This is a genomic window from Sediminivirga luteola (assembly GCF_014639315.1).
Taxonomy (GTDB): Bacteria; Actinomycetota; Actinomycetes; order Actinomycetales; family Brevibacteriaceae; genus Sediminivirga; species Sediminivirga luteola.
In genome coordinates this window covers 1-16,767 of record NZ_BMFY01000015.1, presented here as the reverse complement: position 1 = coordinate 16,767, position 16,767 = coordinate 1, and the positions used below count along the sequence as shown (strand labels likewise).

The window sequence follows — 16,767 nt, the reverse complement described above, 5'->3', positions numbered from 1 at the left end:
GGCCGGTCACTGGCCTCGCAGCCTCCGGGACGGCCAGGGCACATCGGCGCCGCGCAGTCCCTGCCAGCCCTGCGCGCGGTAGCGCTCCGCGGTGAGCAGGCCGATGAGCAGCGGCGCATTGTGCAGCGTGCCCGCCATGATCGCGTTCAGGGCCTCATCCAGCGGCACCCAGCGGGGAACGATCTCCCGTTCCTCGTGCTGCCGCTCGGTACGGCGGTCTTCCGGGACGGGCGAGAGATCGCGGGCCAGATAGATCCGGAGCGTCTCGCTCGATCCGCCGGGCGTGTTGAACAGGTCGACGAGGTGGTCGAGCCGGCCACAGGTGACATCGGTCTCCTCCTCCAGCTCGCGCCGCGCGGCGACCGCCGGGTCCTCGCCGTCGATGTCCAGCAGCCCCGCCGGGAGCTCCCAGAGCCGGGCCCGGGCCGGGACCCGGTACTGCTGGATCAGCAGTACCTCGTCCCGGTCGTTCACGGCGACGACCGCGACGGCCCCCGGGTGGTCCACGTATTCGCGCTGGAAGGACTCGTCCTGCCCGGGCAGGCGGATCTCCTCGTCGACGATGTCCCAGACGTAGCTGCGATGGACGACCTCGCGGCGCAGCACCGGCAGCGGGACCAGCTCATCGGCGAGCGCGGGAACGAACTCGGGAGTCTCCCGGTCACCGGCACCTGCCGCCTCGGCCCCTGCCGCCGTCCGGGCCACTGCTGACGCTCCGGCCCGTCCCGCAGATCCCGGCGCGCCCGTCGGCAGGCCGGGCTCGGGCGCAGGCGTCCCCTCCGCGGGCTCAGGCATGGACGCCGCGGCGGGCCAGCGCCGCCTCGACGAGACCGGAGAACAGCGGATGCGGCTCGGTGGGCCGGCTGCGCAGCTCCGGGTGCGCCTGGGTGGCGACGTAGTAGGGGTGCTCTTCGCGGGGGAGTTCGACGAACTCCACGAGCGTGCCCTCAGGGGAGGTGCCGGAGACGACCAGGCCGGCCTCGGTCAGCTGATCGCGGTAGGCATTGTTCACCTCGTAGCGGTGCCGGTGCCGCTCCGTCACGCGCTCCTGACCGTAGACCGATGCCACCACGGAGCCGGGGAGCAACTGCGCCTCGTACAGACCCAGCCGCATCGTCCCGCCCAGGTCGCCGTCGCCGGCGACGAACTCGGCCTGCTCGGCCATCGTCGCCACGACGGGCTGGGCGGTGTCAGGATCGAACTCGCTGGAGGAGGCGCCCTCGATGCCGGCCTTGTGCCGGGCGTACTCGATCACCATGCACTGCAGGCCCAGGCACAGGCCCAGGGTGGGGATGCCGTGCTCGCGGGCGTACCGCAGCGCGCCGACCTTGCCCTCGATCCCCCGGATGCCGAAGCCGCCGGGCACGCAGATGGCGTCCACATCGCCGAGTGCCTCCTGGGCGCCCGCCTCGGTTTCGCAGTCGTCGGAGCGGATCCAGCGGATGTTCACCTTCGCGTCGTTGGCGAAACCGCCGGCCCGCAGCGCCTCCGTCACGGACAGATAGGCGTCCGGGAGGTCGATGTACTTGCCCACCAGGCCGATCGTGACCTCGTGCGCGGGGTTGTGGACCACGTCGAGCAGCTGATCCCAGCGGGTCCAGTCGACATCGCGGAACGGCAGGTTCAGGCGGCGGATGACGTACACGTCCAGGCCGCCGTTATGCAGGACCTTGGGGATGTCGTAGATGCTGGGAGCGTCGATGCACGCCACGACCGCCTCGAAGTCGACGTCACAGGCGGAGCCGATCTTGGCGCGGATGGAGTCCGGCAGCGGCCGGTCGGAGCGCAGCACGATGGCGTCCGGCTGGATGCCGATCGAGCGCAGCGTCGCCACGGAGTGCTGGGTGGGCTTGGTCTTCAGCTCGCCCGAGGGGCCCAGGTAGGGCACCAGGGAGACGTGCACGAAGAAGACGTTCTCACGGCCGATGTCGTGGCGGATCTGACGGGCCGCCTCCAGGAAAGGCTGGGATTCGATATCGCCGACGGTGCCGCCGATCTCGGTGATGATGACGTCCGGGGCGCCGCCGTCCTCGCTGGTGGCGCGGGCGCCCGTGGCCTGGGCGCGCATCCGGTTCTTGATCTCGTCGGTGATGTGCGGGATCACCTGGACGGTGTCGCCGAGGTAGGCGCCGCGTCGCTCCTTGGCGATGACGGTGGAGTAGATCTGGCCCGTGGTGACGTTCGCGCTGGCGTCCAGGTTGGTGCCCAGGAAGCGCTCGTAGTGCCCGATGTCCAGATCTGTTTCCGCGCCGTCGTCGGTGACGAAGACCTCACCGTGCTGGAACGGGTTCATGGTGCCCGGATCCACGTTGAGGTAGGGATCGAGCTTCTGCATGGCGACCTTCAGGCCGCGCTGGGCGAGCAGGTGGCCGAGGCTGGACGCGGTCAGGCCCTTGCCGAGCGAGGACGCGACGCCCCCGGTGACGAAGATGTGCTGGGTCTTTTTGTCCCCGACGCCCGGGGCGATTCGCTGATCCACGGACCTTCACTATACCATCGCGGACCAGTCCGGAACCGGCGTCCTCAGCGGCCGGCGCGGCGGTTCCTCAGGGCCGCCGCATAGGCGTCCAGCAGCTCCGTGGCAGCGGTTTCGGCGGGGTTCGAGGCGCTGACGCGGCGTTTCGCCGCGTGCCCCATGCGGCCGCGGGCGATGGGGTCGTCCAGCAGCAGGTGGACCGCCTTGACGAGCGCATCGGTGTCGTCCTCCGGGACCAGGACGAGTTCGTCGCCCAGCAGCGCGCCGAGCTTGCGGGTGCCGATCCCGATGGCGGGGCGGCCGAGCTGGAGCAGCGCGTCCCCATCCACGCCGGACATCCGCTCGGAGGCGATGACCACGTCCGCGGCGGCCAGCACGCTGGGCTGGTCCGCTGGCTCGGGCAGCACCAGGGAGAAGTCGCGGCGGGTGGCGAACTCCCGGGCGATCGTGCTGCGCTCGGATCCGGTGCCCGTCAGGGCGAGCACGGCGCTGCGCCCCACGCGCCCCTTGCCCACCAGGCGGCTGGCGTCGACGATCGTGGTCAGCGCGGTGGAGTCCTGCAGCGCGATCGGCGCGGCGATCAGCCAGGTGTCCTCGCCCAGCCCGAGTTCCCGCCGGACGGTGGACCGGTCCTTGCGGGGTACCAGCGGGGCCGGCGGGTCCTCCGGCCGCAGCAGCGGCGCCCGGCGGGTGATCGGCACCTGGTCCGCGAAAGCCTCGGTGATCCCGGCGGTGGAGCCAAGCAGCACATCGGCGTGCTTGGCGATCAGCGCCTGCCCGGAGCGGTCCAGCACGGAGCTGCCGCTCTCACCGGAGTCCCGGCCCAGGGTGACGACCAGCGCCGGGCGGAGCCGCCTGGGCAGCCCCGTCATGCCCAGGGCGGCGATCACGCCGGCGCCCAGGCCGTGGGCATGGACGATGTCCGTGAAGGGGTAGGCGCGGTGCAGGGTGAAGGCGCTACGGGGATCGGCCGGGGAGGGCTGGCCGCCGATGGGCGCCTCCAGGCGGAGCACCTCCTCCTCGGGGGTGCCGGCCTGCGCGAGTACGGCTTCCACGATGCGGCTGGTGCCCGCGACGCCGGCGGCCAGGCGCGCCTCGCGCTGGGCGCCGATCGCGATCCCGGCCAGCTCGGCGACGGGGCTCAGGGAGCCTTGAGCATCCCCGGTGTCCTGTACCACGTGCAGGATGCGGGCCCCCGCGGGCGGCGCGTCCAGCTGGGCGGTCTGCGGGCCGGGATGCGTCATGGCGTCGTGCTCTCCTTCGGATTGCCGGGGTTGCCAGGGCTCGCGGGGCGGCTGGCGTAGAACTCCTCGATGACGTCGGCGACGTGCGCCTCATCGGGGAAATCGAGGGCGCGGATGGCGGCCTGGCGGCCGAGCTCGCTGCGGCGCACCGGATCGTCCGCGAGGGCACGGACCGCGTCGGCGACGGCCTCGGCGTCTCCGGCGGGCACCAGGATGCCGGCATCGCCGATGAGCTCGGGAAGACCGCCCACCGCCGTGGCGATGACGGCTTTGCCGGTGAGCATGGCCTCCTGGATCACCAGGGCGCGGGCCTCCCAGGTGCTGGTCAGGACGACCATGTCGGCGGCGATGTTGAGCGCCGCGACGTCCTGCCGCTGGCCGAGGAATCGCACGGGTAGCCGCTCGGCGCGCACCCGCGCCTCGAGCGGCTCGAGCACCTTGGCGTCGGCGCCGCCGGCGACGATGGAGTGGATCCGCGGATGCGTCTGCCGCCAGAGTGCGGCGGCGTCCAGAAGGGTGCCCAGGTCCTTCTGCCGGGCGACGCGGCCGACGGTGAGCACCAGGATGGCGTCCGGCGAGAGGCCCAGCTCGGAGAGCAGCCGGCGGCGCGCCAGGGAGTAGTTGACGTCCTCGCCGAACGTCGGCGTGGGCGCGGCGGCGGGAGCGAAAGCGGCATGTTCGGCGCCCAGCTCGCGGGCCAGATCCACCAGATCGGTGCTGGCGCCCAGGACGACGTCGGCGCTGCGCGCGATCAGCCGGGCCACGCCGCGTTCGAGCCGGCGCCGGGCCCCGGTGGACAGGATGGCGTTGTGCCAGGTGGAGACGAGCCGGGGCCGCCGCGAGCGCCGCATGCGGCGGATGGCCAGGGCGCTGAGCAGCCCGGCGCGGAAACCGTGGGCGTGGACGACATCGGCGTGGAATCCCGCGACGAGGGCACGCACGGCGCTCACGGCGGCGGTCTCCTTGAGCGACAGATGAGCGGGGATGGGCACGGCGGCGAACTTCACACCGGGGATTGAGGAGAACCGGAACAGGGCATCGGTCTCGGCTGGGCCGATCACGCCCACGCGGTGTCCGCGCTCGGCGAATTCCCTGGCCAGCCCGGCGATGTGCACGCCCACACCCCCGGCGGAGGAACCGAGCACCAGGACGATGCGCGTGGTGGACACCCGGACTCCTCTCTGCGAACAACCTCTACCGCCATACTAGCCGTGCGCCGCACCCTCCGGCGCCTCCAGGGCCGGTCGTCGCAGAGTCGTTGCCTGCCCGTGATGCTCGGGCCCCGCCCAGCGTGCCCGGCCGCGTCTGTGCCCGCGCCGGGCACAGCGAAAGGTCACAGGGCGCGGATATCGTGCACCAGTCCGCGTCGCAGCCCCGCCACGAGCACGCCGACCACGGCCAGGGCGAGCGTGCCGGCGGCCAGGCCTGCCAGCACCGCCGAGGCGGCCGGGCCGAACTCCAGCACCGTCATCAGCCACTCCCCCGCGGTCCGGCCGGCCCAGGCGCCCAGCACCGCGCCCGGCACCAGGACCAGGAGCGTCGAGGGAACTCCGGCCAGCGCCCCGGCTCCGGAGATCCGCCGCAGGGCGATCAGCAGCAGCACACCGGCGACGACCATGCCGGCGGAGTTCCCCAGGGCCAGCGCCCACAGCGTCGCCTCCCCCGTGGTGGCGGGTCCGTCCGTGCCCCAGGACGGTGAGAGGCGGATGAGCACCGGGACCAGCACGAGGGACGCCACGACGGCGGCGGCCCAGCCGGCCGCGGTGCTGCCGGCGGCGTACCGCGAGCGCTCCTGCGCATAACAGGCACGTGAGACATAGGCCACGAGCGCCCACCCGGGCAGGCCCAGGCTCATCAGCAGCACCGCGGTGCCCAGTCCCGTCAGCGGGACGCCGTCCTGGTCACCCGCCGCGTCGATGGTCAGGAAGAACTCCTGCAGCGGTGCGGCCGCGGCGATCAGGAGCGCCACGCCGGCGGCAGAGGCCAGCAGGATGGTGCGCAGGCCCCTGGCGGCGGCCTCGGCGAACTCCTCCCGGCTGCCGGTCTGCGCCCGTTCGCTCAGCCGCGGGAACGCGACCGTCGCCAGCGGCACCGCCAGCACGGCATAGGGCAGCAGGTAGACCGCCTGGGCGTAGGTGAACACCACATACGCGCCCGTGCCGCCGACGCGGTTGGCCAGTAGCATGATGGTCACGACCGAGGCCTGCTGCGCCAGGAGCGCGGTCATACCGGCGGTAGCGAGCCGGAACGCCCGGCGGGCCACGCCCGGCGGGAACCGCCAGCTCAGGCGCAGCCGCACCCCGGCGTTCCGGGTGGGCAGCAGCAGCGGCACGGAGAGGGCCAGCACCCCGGCGGTGGTGCCCAGGCCCAGCCACAGCTCGGCGGTGAGCCCGGCCTCACGCGGGCCGATGCCGTCCTTGGTCGCGGCGAAGGCGATGTAGCTGCCCATCACCACGACGGAGGACAGCAGCGGCATGAACGCCGGCCACAGGAACTTCCGGTGCGCCTGCAGCACCCCCACCAGCACGGCGCCCAGGGCGTAGAAGACCAGTTGCGGGGCGAACATCAGCAACAGCCGCCCGGCCAGGTCCACGGTGCCCGGCTCGTGCGCTCCCGAGGAGGTGGACAGCAGTACGGCCGCCAGCGGCCGGTGGAACACGGCCACCAGCAGCGCCAGCGGCACTGTGACGGTGAGCGCCCAGGTCAGCAGCGCCGAGGCGATCCGGCTGACGGTGGCGCGGTCGGCGGCGGCCAGCGGCGCGGCGAGCAGCGGGACTATGGCGCCGCTGAGCGCGCCGCCGGCGATCACCTCGAAAAGGACATTGGGCAGCTGATTCGCCGACTGGTAGGCGGTGCCCACGCCGCCGGCGCCGACCGCCGGGGAGAACACCAGCCAGCGCCCGAAGCCGAAGATCCGGCTGGCCAGGGTGATGGCCGAGACCAGGAGGGCGGTGGAGGCGAGCAGCCGGGCCAGCCGGGCCGCGCCGATGCCCGCGGGGGCGTTCACCGGCCGAGCGCGTCGAGCTCGCGGAGGACGGGAGTGGATTCGATCACGCGGGTGAAGCTGATCCGCTCGCTGGCCGCGGTCGCCGCGACGATGCCCGCCAGGAGCACGGCGCGGCTGCGCGGTGTGCGGCTCAGCACGGCGTGCACGCCCAGCAGCGCGCCGAGCGCATTGGCGCCGCAGTCGCCCAGCATGGACCGGCCGGCGAGGTCGTCGGGCAGGACGGCGGCCCCGGCGCCGGCTGCCGCGGCCACCAGTGGCGCGGGCCGCAGCCCTCCGCCGGAGGCGAGGATCGCCAGGTAGCCGGCCTTCAGCGCCCGTCCGGGCCGCAGATCGAGCAGGTTCACGAGGTTCGCGCTGCCGGCGATCAGGGCACCGGAGACGAGCACATCGGCCGCGCCGGCCACCGCACCGGAGGCGCGCGCCGCCGGAGGCCTGCCGCCGGTCAGGAGGATGGCGCTGGCACCCAGGCCGGCCGCGCCGATGCCGGCGACCTTCAGCAGGCCCGTGGTCACCCGGCCCTCGGACAGGGCCCGCAGGTGACCGCGGAAGCCCTTGGAGTCGCCGCGGTCGGCCAGATCGTCGACCGCCCCGAGCACCGCGGCGCAGGACGTGGCGGTGGCGGCGGCCGCGGCCACCCGGCCGTCCGTGCCGGCGGCAATCCCGGCCAGCGCACCCGCGGCGTAGGCGGGACCCTCCAGGAGGGTCACGGTGTCACCGCGGTGGTTGGGCCGTTCGAGCCGGGCGCTTCCCGGCAGGGCGCCGCGCAGCACCATGACGGTGCGCGCCACGCCGTATCCGGCACCTGCCGCGAGGGCGATGGAGGCGAGGGAGCGGAGCATGATCAGCCTTCCTGGTCGTCCTGCTGGTCGTTCCCGCCCGCGGTGCGGGGCTCGGGCGGGAGGAGCTCATCGGCGGTGAAGCCGTAGTCGCCGCGGCCTCCGTCGAGCTGTTCGGCACCGGCGAGCACGGCGATGACCTGGCCGGCGGGGCTGACGATGCCGTCAACGGTGGACAGCGCCGGTTCCTCGGCGCGCAGCGCGGCCACCAGCCCCTCGGTGGCGGAGAGCCCGTCACCGGCGACGACGACGCCGTCCATCCTGTTCTCCAGTGAGTGGGCGAAACCGGTGAACGCCTCGGTCGCGCCGCTGTCCACGGTCTGCAGGGGGTCGCTCTCCTCTGTGGGGCCGGCCGTCTGCGTCTCTTCCGCTGGCGCGGGCTGGACCGCGCTGTGGTCCCGGCCGACCACGATGGCCAGCCGCGCGTCGGGTGCGGCGTTCTCGCTGGTCCCGATCAGCCCGGCGTCGACGAGCGCCTGCAGGTAGTCCTCCGGCGCACCGGGCTCGCCGGATTCGGGCGCGCCGTCGCCGTCCTCTGCCGCGTTCTCGCCGTCGCTGCCGGAGCCGCTCTGCGCGGCCGGCGAGACCCCGCGGGCGAGTGCCTCCAGCAGGCCGGCGGTGTCCTGTGGCAGACCGGGGTCGATCTCGTCGAGCGCGGCGCGGGCGTCGTCCGCCTGGGCGTCCAGGAAGTCCTCGGCGAGCGTCACGGTGGTGACTGGTCCGGCGCCGGCCTCGCCCAGCCGGGTCTGAAGACCGGCGAGCACCTCGTCATCGGCGCTGGGCAGACCGATCACTACGACGGGCACATCGTTCAGGGAGTCGCGCAGCAGCCGGGGCGCGCTCTGCTCGACGAAGGCGCCCTGGGCTTCGCTGAGCGCTTCGGCGGCCTGCGCCTGCTGGCGGAGCTGGTCCCGGTCCTCGCGCAGCGACTCGACCTGCTGAGTCAGCGACTCCCCGATGGGTTCCCTTAAGGGGCCGGCGCCCAGGATGATCCCGATCGCCAGCGCCAGGAACACGGAGATGAGGGAGACCAGGTGGTAACGGAAGTCGATCACGGCGTGAGGGAGTCCTTCAGTAGCGGGGAGACGATGCCGAGGTCCGCGGCGGTCGGCGGGGTCGAGTCGAACAGGCCGCGGAGCCATTGGAAGAAGCCGTCGAAGTTCGCGCCGATGAGGCCCAGCAGGGTCTGCCCGCCGGGGGTCGCGGTGACGGCCGCGGAGAGCGCGACGAATCCGGCTACCACCAGCAGGGCCAGCTGAAGGCTGGAGATCCGCTGGCGGTAGAGCCGGGACACGCCCTTGGCGTCCACGAGCTTCGAGCCGACGCGCAGCCGGGTCAGGAAGGTGGACGCCATGCCCTTGCGGCCCTTGTCGAGGAACTCGATGAGGGTGTCGTGGGTGCCCACCGCGACGATCAGGCTGGCGCCCTTGTCGTCGGCGAGCAGCATCGCGATGTCCTCGCTGGTGCCTGAGGCCGGGAAGAGCACGCATTCGAGCCCCAGATCGTGCAGGCGCTCGACGCCGGGGGCGCGGCCGTCGCGGTAGGCGTGCACGACGAGCTCGGCGCCGGAGGTCAGGGCGGTGTCGGAGACGGAGTCCATATCGCCGACGATCATGTCGGGCTGGTAGCCGGCCTCCAGGATCGCATCGGCCCCGCCGTCCACGCCGATCAGGATGGGCCGGTACTCGCGGATATACGGCCGGAGCATCGCCAGGTCCTCTTTGTAGTGGTAGCCGCGCACCACGATGAGCGCCTGGCGCCCGGTGAAGTCCGTGCGGACGTGCGGCACGCCCACCTTGCCCAGCAGGAGGTCGGAGTCCTTGCGGACGTACTCGATGGTGTTCTCCACGAAGGAGACCAGAGCATCGTCCATGCCGGCCTCGGCGGTGGCCATATCGGCGTCGATGCTTTCCCTCGTCTGCAGGACCCCGGCGGCGATCTCCTCGTCGCCGCGGAGCACCCGGCCGCCTTCGACGCGGATCCGGTCGCCCTCGGTGATCCGCTCGAACAGCTGGCCCCCGGCATCGTCGATCAGCGGGATGCCGCCGTCCAGGAGGATCCCCGGGCCCAGGTTCGGGTAGCGGCCGGAGATGGACTTGGCGGCGTTGACGACGGCCGCCGGCCGGCACTCGACGAGGGCCTCGGCGGAGACGCGGTCGATGTCCTCGTGGTCGATGATGGCGATCTCGCCGGGCTGCAGCCGCTTGGTGAGGTCCTTCGTGCGCCGGTCCAGGCGGGCGAGGGAGTCGGAGGTCTCCGGGATCGCGGAGTTCCTGTCCCCCGGTTTACGGGCCTTGCGCAGCTTCATAATGCCCTATCTTCGCACGGCCTTCACCAGGACGACATCTCCTCCCGGGCCGAGGCGATGAGCTCGCGAGCATGTGCCAGGGCCACCTCGGATTCGTCCTGTCCGGCGAGCATCCGGGCCAGCTCGGCTGCGCGCTGGGCGTCGTCGAGGCGTTCGACCCCGGAGATCGGCGCGTTGTGGCCGGTTTCCTCCCCTGTCGCTTTGACCACGTTGATGTGCGCGTCCGCCCAGGCCGCGACCTGAGGCAGATGCGTGACGACGAGTACCTGGGAGTGGCGGGCCAGCCGGGCCAGGCGGCGGCCGATCTCCACCGCGGCGCGGCCCCCCACACCGGCGTCGACCTCGTCGAACACGAAGGTGGGGACGGGGTCCACTTCGCCGATGACGACCTCGAGGGCGAGCATGACGCGGGACAGCTCGCCGCCGGAGGCGGTCTTGGCGATGTCCTGCGGCTGGGCGCCGGCGTGCTGCTGCAGCCGGATGCGCACGCCTTCGGTGCCGTGCGGTCCCGGTTCGCCGGGCTCGTCGAGCTGCACCGACAGGCGAGCGCCGGGCATTGCCAGGGCGGCCAGCTCCACCGCGACGTCCTCTTCCAGGGCGGCGGCGGCGCGTTCCCGCTCCGCGCGCAGCACCGCGCCGGCCTCGGCGAGCGCGGCGGCGAGTTCCTCGGTGCGGGCGGCCAGGCCTTCCAGGGAAGCGTCGTCGTTCTCCAACCGCAGCAGTTCCGCGGCGGCACGCTCCTCATAGGCGAGCACCTCATCGGCGGTCTCTCCGTAGACCCGCAGGGATGCCAGCCGCGCGCGCCGGCCCTCGATCTGCTCGATATCGGCCTCGCCCGCCTCACCGAGGTCGCTGAGGTACCCGGAGAGTTCCTGGGCGGCGTCGGCGAGCCGGTAGGACAGGTCCGCCAGCGTCTCCTGATGCGCGGTCAGGGTGCTGTCGGAAGAGGCAGCCGCGTCGACGGCACGGCGGGCCTGCTCGACCAGGTCGACGGCGCACGGGGTCTCTTCGGCATCGCCGCCGGCCAGCGCGTCATGGGCCAGCTGGGCGGCCTGCCGGAGTTCCTCGTGCGCGCCGAGCCGCTGGGAGAGGTTCGCCAGCGCGACGTCCTCACCAGGTTCCGGGCGCACCTCCGCGATCTCCTCCAGCGCACGGCGCAGCTGCGCGATGCGCTCGTGGCGCTCCGATTCCGAGGCGGTCAGCTCGGCGAGGGTCGCGGCGCTGTCCTTCCATGCGGCGTAGGCATCCTGGTAGCGGTCCAGCGCCCGCGCCAGCGGCTGCCCGCCGAAGCGGTCCAGCAGCGCCCGCTGGGCGGCCGGCTGGCGAAGCGTCAGCTGTTCCGTCTGGCCGTGCACGCTGACCAGGTGCTCCCCGAGTTCCCCCAGGACGCCGTTGGGCACGGTGCGGCCGCCGGCGACGGCACGGGAACGGCCCTTCTCCGAGAGGATCCGCGCCAGGGTCAGCACCTCGCCGTCGAGGTCCCCGCCTGCTTCGCGGACGCGGTCCCCGAGTCTTGCGGCCAGCGGCTCCGGGAGTGCGAAGTCCCCCTCCACCACGGCGCGGTCGGCTCCGGCGCGTACCCGCCCGGAGTCGGCCCGGGCCCCCAGCAGGAGGCCCAGCGCGGTCACCACCATCGTCTTGCCGGCGCCGGTCTCTCCGGTGACGACGCTCAGCCCGGGCCCGAACTCCACCTCCGCGGAGGAGATGACGCCCAGGTCGTCGATCTTGAGTCGTTCGATCATGCCTGCTCCGCCTGACTGCGCCACCCGGCCACGGGCAGCTTGAACTTCGCGACGAGACGGTCCGCGAACGGACCTCGGGCCAGCCTGGCCAGCCGCACCGGGGTGGCGGAGCGGCGAGCGGTGATGCGGGTGCCGATGGGAACTTCGAAGGCGCGGCGGCCATCGCACCACAGCACTCCGCCGGTGCCGGAGGGCGCGTGGATCACGTCCACGGTGAGCACCGAGTCGGGCGAGACCACGAGGGGCCTGGCGAAGAGCGCGTGCGCGCTCAGCGGCACCACGAGCAGGGCCTCCACTTCCGGCCAGACGACGGGCCCCCCGGCCGAGAAGGCGTAGGCGGTCGAACCGGTCGGCGTGGCCAGGATGACGCCGTCGCCGCCGAAGCCGGAGATCGGCCGGTCGTCGATGCCCAGCACGACCTCGATCATGCGCTCGCGCTCGCTCTTCTCCACGGTGGCCTCGTTGAGCGCCCAGGTGCGGCCGATCTCCTCGCCGTCGGCGTGGGCGGTGACCTCGATGGCCATGCGCTCCTCGACGTCGTAGTCGCGGTCGGCGACGCGGTGCACCGCGAGGTCCAGGTCCTCGCGTTCGCTTTCGGCCAGGAAGCCGACGTGACCGAGGTTGACACCGAGGATGGGCACGCCGGTGCCGTAGAACAGTTCGGCGGAGCGCAGGATCGTCCCGTCGCCGCCGAGCACGATGGCGATCTCGATGCCGTCCCGCACCTGCGCGAGTTCGGCATCGGCGACCACCCGCAGCGGCGGCAGCGGCCGGGTGGAGGCGTGCGCGCGCAACCGGGCGGCATCGGGCTCCAGCAGGACGGGCACGATGCCGTCCTGGGCGAGGGCACGGCATACCGACAGCGCAGCCTCAAGGGCATCGTCGCGTCCGGTGTGCAGCACGACCATGACCTGCCTGCTCATGTACCCTCCTCACTGCGCGGTGCGGCCGCGGGCCGCACGGGTTCCACCACCGCGGGGGCGCCGTGCCCGGCGGCGATCTGCCCGATGAAGGACCGTACCCGGGGATCGGGGTCCCGGTCCTCCTCCACTCTGTCACAGAACAGGAAGTACTCCAGGTTCCCGCTCGGTCCCGGCAGCCGCGACGCCGCCGCGCCCGAGACCTGGAGCCCGCTCCCGGCGGCGGCATGGAGCACCCGGGTGAGAGCGCGGGCACGGGCGCCCGGGTCGGTCACCACGCCGTGGGAGTCGAGGTCGGCGCGCTGGAGTTCGAACTGCGGTTTGACCATCAGCAGGAGCCAGCCGCCGGGCCGGGTGCAGGCCGCCAGCGAGGGCAGCACGAGTTCCAGGGAGATGAAGGACAGGTCCGCGACCGTGAGGTCGACCGGGCCGCCGATGTCTTCTGGTGCGAGACCGCGCACGGTGGTGCCCTCGCGGTTGCTCACTTCGGGCCTGGCGGCGATGCGCGGGTGGAGCTGGCCGTGCCCGACGTCGACGGCTTCGACGCGGGCGGCGCCGTGCTCCAGCAGCACCTGGGTGAAGCCTCCGGTGGAGGCGCCGGCGTCCAGGCAGCGACGGCCGGCGATCCGCGAGAACAGGCCCATATCCCGTAGCGCGCCGGCGAGCTTGTGGGCGGAGCGGGCGACGTAGCGGTCGGTGGCGCTGAGCTCGATGCGGGAGCCCGTGCCGACCGGATGAGCGGTCTTGGTGACGGTGACGCCGTCCACCTTGACCTGGCCGTCCGCGATGAGCCGGGCCGCGCGTGTCCGGGATTCCGCGAGTCTGCGGTCGACGAGGGCACGGTCCAGACGCATCACGATCCCGGTTGCTCCCCCAGTTCGGCGTCGAGTCCGCTCAGCAGCGCGGCCAGCTGCTCCGCGGCGGCAGCCAGTGCCTCCGGATCGGCTTCGCCTTCGTCCAGGATCGCGCGCAGCTGCGCGATCCGGGCGGCGTAGGCCTCCTCGTCGAGATCCGCCGCGCCTGGCCGGGGTCCGGGCTTCGGGGCTGAGGTGCTCATCGCGGCCAGCTCCCGGGCAGGGGGCTCTCGTCGATCGCGACACCGGCGTCCAGTGCCTCCCAGCACCGGCGCAGCGCGGCGGTCAGGACTGCGGCGTCGGGACGGTCCGCGAGCCCGGGGCTGTCCGCGAGGGCGGGAGCGCCGGTGGCGCTCTCGGGGGTGACGTTCCCGGCAAGCGTCCCGGAGGAACTGCCGGCGACGGCTGCGCGGCCGGTGGTCCCGGCCGAGTTCCCCACGGCGGCGGTAACCTCGCGGGCATGGCCCGGCACCACTGCCCCGGGGGTTCCGCCGGGTGCCGGAGCTGCGTCGGCACCGGCACCGGCACCGGAGGCCGCGTCCTGCATCCGCAGTGCGCCGTCTGCGACCGTCATTCCGGCGTACGCCTGGTCGATGCGCTGGTCCAGGTCCTCCTGCAGATCCCGCAGCGAGCGCAGGATGTACCGGGGCCGCTGGGCCTCCGGCGCGTAGAGCGCGTCCGCCAGGCCGTGCACGCCGGTGAGCACGAGCGCGGTGTCCATTCCGGCGCGGTTCCCGCCCAGGATGTCCGTGTCGAGACGGTCTCCGATGACGAGTGCGGTGCTGCCGCCGGTGTCCTGGAGGGCGGTGCGGAAGATCGCCGGCTCCGGCTTTCCCGCGGACTCCGGCTGCCGGCCGGTGGCGTTGGTGACCGCGGCGGCGAGGGAGCCGTTGCCCGGCATGATGCCGCGGTCGGTGGGGATGGTCAGGTCCAGGTTCGAGGCGTACCAGGGGATCCCGGAGTGGACCGCGGCGGCGAGCTCGGCCAGGCGGCGCCAGCTCACCTCCGGGTCGAAGCCCTGTACCGCCGCCGCAGGGCCCTCGTCAAGGGTGCCGACCGGTTCGAGCTCCCGCTCGCGCAGGGCAGTGAGCAGTCCTTTGCCGCCGACCGTGAGGACAGGGGTGCCGGCCGGGTAGCGGGTACGCAGCAGCTCGGCGACGGCGTGCGCGGAGCTCGTCACCTCGGCAGAGGTGCAGGGGACGCCGAGGGCGGAGATCTGATCGCTGACCTGCTCCGGTGTGCGGGAGGCGTTGTTGGTGACGTACCGCACCGGCCGCAGCTCCCGCAGCGCAGTGATCGATTTCACCGCACCGGGTACCGGATCCGGTCCGGTGTACACGACGCCGTCGAGGTCGAAAAGCAGCGCGTCGTACCGCTCAGCGAGCATCGCCGCTCCCCGCCTCGCCTGCCGCTTCGTCGTCGTCCTCCGCGTTCTCCTGGAGCTCTTCCTCGACCTCGAGGAACTCGATGTCCTCATTGGGGTCGACGTCGTCTCCGTACTGCGTACCGATGGCGCCGGCGGTGCGACGGGCCAGTTCCTCCCAGCGTCCGGCGTCCGGGTCTCCCTCAGCCTCCAGTACGTCGGCGTAGGCGGAGAGCAACCGCACGAGCGCCGGGGATGCGGGCTGACGGAAATCCTCGCGCTCCAGCAGGCGCCGCGCGGAGGCGGTGTCGCCGCTGTCCATGTGCGCGCCGGCGGCGACGATCGTCAGCTCGGTGCGCACTGCGGGGGTGAGCTGGAGTTCGCGGCTTTCCTCGTAGAGTTCGAGGGCCTTTTCCGGGCGGCCGCGTCCCCGCTCGCAGTCGGCGATCACCGGAAGGTGGTCGTCTCTGCCGGTGATCCGCCGATGCGTGCGCAGCTCGCGTCCGGCCAGTTCGTAGCGCTCCAGGGCGTAGGCGGTCAGGCCAAGCGCCTCGCGGACGGCCCCTACCCGGCCGGCCGAGCGCACCGCGGTCTCCGCGTGGGCGAATGCCAGTTCCGGATCGGATTCCATGAACAGGCCCGCGGCGGCCAGGTGGCGCGAGACGTGCTCCGCATTGTCCTTGGACAGCGCCCTGAGTTCCGCTTTCACAGCGCCGCTGAGCTCGCGTCCGGTGATGTCTTCCGGCACCGGCGGCTCGTACCGTCGCCGGCCAGGCTGAGGCGTCCGCGGCGCGCCGGAGCCGCCGACTGGCCTTTGCCCGCTCTGCCGGCTGGAGTCCCTGCGGTCCTGGCCGGGGCGTCGATCACCGCGGCTCGCGCCGGAGCGTCCGTCGGGTGCCTGGCCGGATCCCCGGAACGACTGGTCGCCGCGGGACGCCGGGCGTCCACCGCGCGCCGGACCGGACTCCCGGAAACGCTGGTCGCCGCGAGACGAGGGCTGTCGCCCTTCCTGCCGGCCGTTGTTGTCGCTACCGCCGCGCCGGTTCTGGTCGTCGCGACGTCCCGTACCGCTGTCCCAGCGCCCCCGCGTCTCGCGACGGTCTTCGCCCCTACGGGGCGCGGCTTCGCCGCCGCTCCCCCGGGCCGGCCCGCCGGTGCGGTACTCACGCTGTTGTCCGGTTCCCCGATCCGAGCGGCCTCGGGGGCCATCGCCCCGGCGGTCGTCACGATCGTAGCCGGAGTAGCCGTCTCGAATACCACGAGACGAACCGTCGCGCCGATCGTAGCCGGCACCGGTACGGCCGGTGTTCTCCCTGTTCCCACGCTGCGGACGATCGCCGTCGCGGTCCCAGGCCTTGCCTGCGGGCTTCCCTTGCCAGGAATTGCCATCGTTGCGACGCTGCGGTCGGCCCTGGCTGTCGCGGGGACCGCGGGAAGAACTGCCACCGCGGTCTCGCGGTGCTCCATCCCTCCGGTCGCGCGATTCATCCCGGTTGCCTGCACGAGAGTCAGGGGTTGAGCCGTCCCAGCGATCGCGCGGAGCTTGGCGGTTACCACCGCGCGCCGAGCTGTCGCCGCGGTCACGCGGTGCATCACGGCCGTATCGTTGCTCAGCGTTACCGCGACCGGTCCGGGAGAACCGCCTGAGCCACCCGGGCGACGCGCTCCGGGGGCGCGGTCCTCCCGGCGGTCGCGCGGGCGGTCGGATTCGGGCTCGGTCACGGCACTCCCTATAAAGTTTGGATTCTCAAGCTGTCACTGCCGCGGTCGGCTGGCAGGACGAGGCTCCATCATAGCGAACTACCGCTGCCGCTGATCCGTGCTGTGGACAACACCCGCGAGGTCGCAGGCGGCGAAGGGGCAGACCTACCCCCTCATCCAGCACCACGATGGCCAATGACAGAAACCCCCACCACACACCCACACACAAACCAAAAAAAAGGGGGGCCCACCCACACAGGCAGACCCCCCAACAAGAATTGCGGCAGCGTCTTACTCTCCCACACCCCCTAGAGTG

Annotated in this window: 14 protein-coding genes; all 14 read right to left on the bottom strand. The window is 72.7% G+C overall.

Annotated features, from left to right (window positions below; translation table 11 throughout):
• Positions 1–6 precede the first annotated feature (6 nt).
• Positions 7–795, bottom strand: coding sequence for an NUDIX domain-containing protein (locus IEW13_RS14455; RefSeq protein ID WP_188551640.1), 789 nt, complete (start codon positions 793–795; stop codon positions 7–9).
• Positions 788–2,479, bottom strand: coding sequence for a CTP synthase (pyrG, locus tag IEW13_RS14450; RefSeq protein ID WP_229745198.1), 1,692 nt, complete (start codon positions 2,477–2,479; stop codon positions 788–790). Before pyrG ends, IEW13_RS14455 begins: the two co-directional genes overlap by 8 nt.
• A 44-nt stretch (positions 2,480–2,523) precedes the next feature.
• Complete coding sequence (locus IEW13_RS14445; RefSeq protein ID WP_188551639.1) at positions 2,524–3,720, bottom strand: glycosyltransferase family protein; 1,197 nt, start codon at positions 3,718–3,720, stop codon at positions 2,524–2,526.
• Complete coding sequence (locus tag IEW13_RS14440; protein WP_188551638.1) at positions 3,717–4,889, bottom strand: glycosyltransferase family 4 protein; 1,173 nt, start codon at positions 4,887–4,889, stop codon at positions 3,717–3,719. Before IEW13_RS14440 ends, IEW13_RS14445 begins: the two co-directional genes overlap by 4 nt.
• Before the next feature lie 164 nt (positions 4,890–5,053).
• Positions 5,054–6,727, bottom strand: a complete 1,674-nt coding sequence (gene murJ / locus IEW13_RS14435; protein WP_188551637.1) for a murein biosynthesis integral membrane protein MurJ — start codon at positions 6,725–6,727, stop codon at positions 5,054–5,056.
• On the bottom strand, positions 6,724–7,566 hold the full coding sequence (locus IEW13_RS14430) for a hypothetical protein (RefSeq protein WP_188551636.1): 843 nt from the start codon (positions 7,564–7,566) through the stop codon (positions 6,724–6,726). Before IEW13_RS14430 ends, murJ begins: the two co-directional genes overlap by 4 nt.
• 2 nt (positions 7,567–7,568) lie before the next feature.
• On the bottom strand, positions 7,569–8,618 hold the full coding sequence (locus IEW13_RS14425; RefSeq protein ID WP_188551635.1) for a copper transporter: 1,050 nt from the start codon (positions 8,616–8,618) through the stop codon (positions 7,569–7,571).
• Entirely contained in the window at positions 8,615–9,871 is a 1,257-nt protein-coding gene (gene steA, locus IEW13_RS14420) for a putative cytokinetic ring protein SteA (RefSeq protein WP_188551634.1), read from the bottom strand. The genes IEW13_RS14425 and steA overlap by 4 nt, the downstream gene beginning before the upstream one ends.
• A gap of 23 nt (positions 9,872–9,894) precedes the next feature.
• On the bottom strand, positions 9,895–11,613 hold the full coding sequence (recN, locus tag IEW13_RS14415) for a DNA repair protein RecN (protein WP_188551633.1): 1,719 nt from the start codon (positions 11,611–11,613) through the stop codon (positions 9,895–9,897).
• Positions 11,610–12,536 (bottom strand): NAD kinase, encoded by a 927-nt coding sequence (locus IEW13_RS14410; RefSeq protein WP_188551632.1) that lies wholly within the window; start codon positions 12,534–12,536, stop codon positions 11,610–11,612. The genes recN and IEW13_RS14410 overlap by 4 nt, the downstream gene beginning before the upstream one ends.
• Positions 12,533–13,393 (bottom strand): TlyA family RNA methyltransferase, encoded by an 861-nt coding sequence (locus IEW13_RS14405; RefSeq protein WP_373283588.1) that lies wholly within the window; start codon positions 13,391–13,393, stop codon positions 12,533–12,535. Before IEW13_RS14405 ends, IEW13_RS14410 begins: the two co-directional genes overlap by 4 nt.
• Positions 13,387–13,590 carry a hypothetical protein gene (locus tag IEW13_RS14400; RefSeq protein WP_188551631.1) on the bottom strand — a complete coding sequence of 68 codons (204 nt, stop codon included), beginning with the start codon at positions 13,588–13,590 and terminating at the stop codon, positions 13,387–13,389. Before IEW13_RS14400 ends, IEW13_RS14405 begins: the two co-directional genes overlap by 7 nt.
• On the bottom strand, positions 13,587–14,774 hold the full coding sequence (locus IEW13_RS14395; RefSeq protein WP_188551630.1) for an HAD-IIA family hydrolase: 1,188 nt from the start codon (positions 14,772–14,774) through the stop codon (positions 13,587–13,589). Before IEW13_RS14395 ends, IEW13_RS14400 begins: the two co-directional genes overlap by 4 nt.
• Positions 14,764–15,498, bottom strand: a complete 735-nt coding sequence (locus tag IEW13_RS14390) for a tetratricopeptide repeat protein (protein WP_188551629.1) — start codon at positions 15,496–15,498, stop codon at positions 14,764–14,766. Before IEW13_RS14390 ends, IEW13_RS14395 begins: the two co-directional genes overlap by 11 nt.
• Positions 15,499–16,767 lie beyond the last annotated feature (1,269 nt).

Coding starts and splice junctions, on each gene's coding strand:
- IEW13_RS14455 (WP_188551640.1), bottom strand. CDS start 795: ATGCCTGAGCCCGCGGAGGGGACGCCTGCGCCCGAGCCCGGCCTGCCG.
- IEW13_RS14445 (WP_188551639.1), bottom strand. CDS start 3,720: ATGACGCATCCCGGCCCGCAGACCGCCCAGCTGGACGCGCCGCCCGCG.
- IEW13_RS14430 (WP_188551636.1), bottom strand. CDS start 7,566: ATGCTCCGCTCCCTCGCCTCCATCGCCCTCGCGGCAGGTGCCGGATAC.
- steA (WP_188551634.1), bottom strand. CDS start 9,871: ATGAAGCTGCGCAAGGCCCGTAAACCGGGGGACAGGAACTCCGCGATC.
- recN (WP_188551633.1), bottom strand. CDS start 11,613: ATGATCGAACGACTCAAGATCGACGACCTGGGCGTCATCTCCTCCGCG.
- IEW13_RS14410 (WP_188551632.1), bottom strand. CDS start 12,536: ATGAGCAGGCAGGTCATGGTCGTGCTGCACACCGGACGCGACGATGCC.
- IEW13_RS14400 (WP_188551631.1), bottom strand. CDS start 13,590: ATGAGCACCTCAGCCCCGAAGCCCGGACCCCGGCCAGGCGCGGCGGAT.
- IEW13_RS14395 (WP_188551630.1), bottom strand. CDS start 14,774: ATGCTCGCTGAGCGGTACGACGCGCTGCTTTTCGACCTCGACGGCGTC.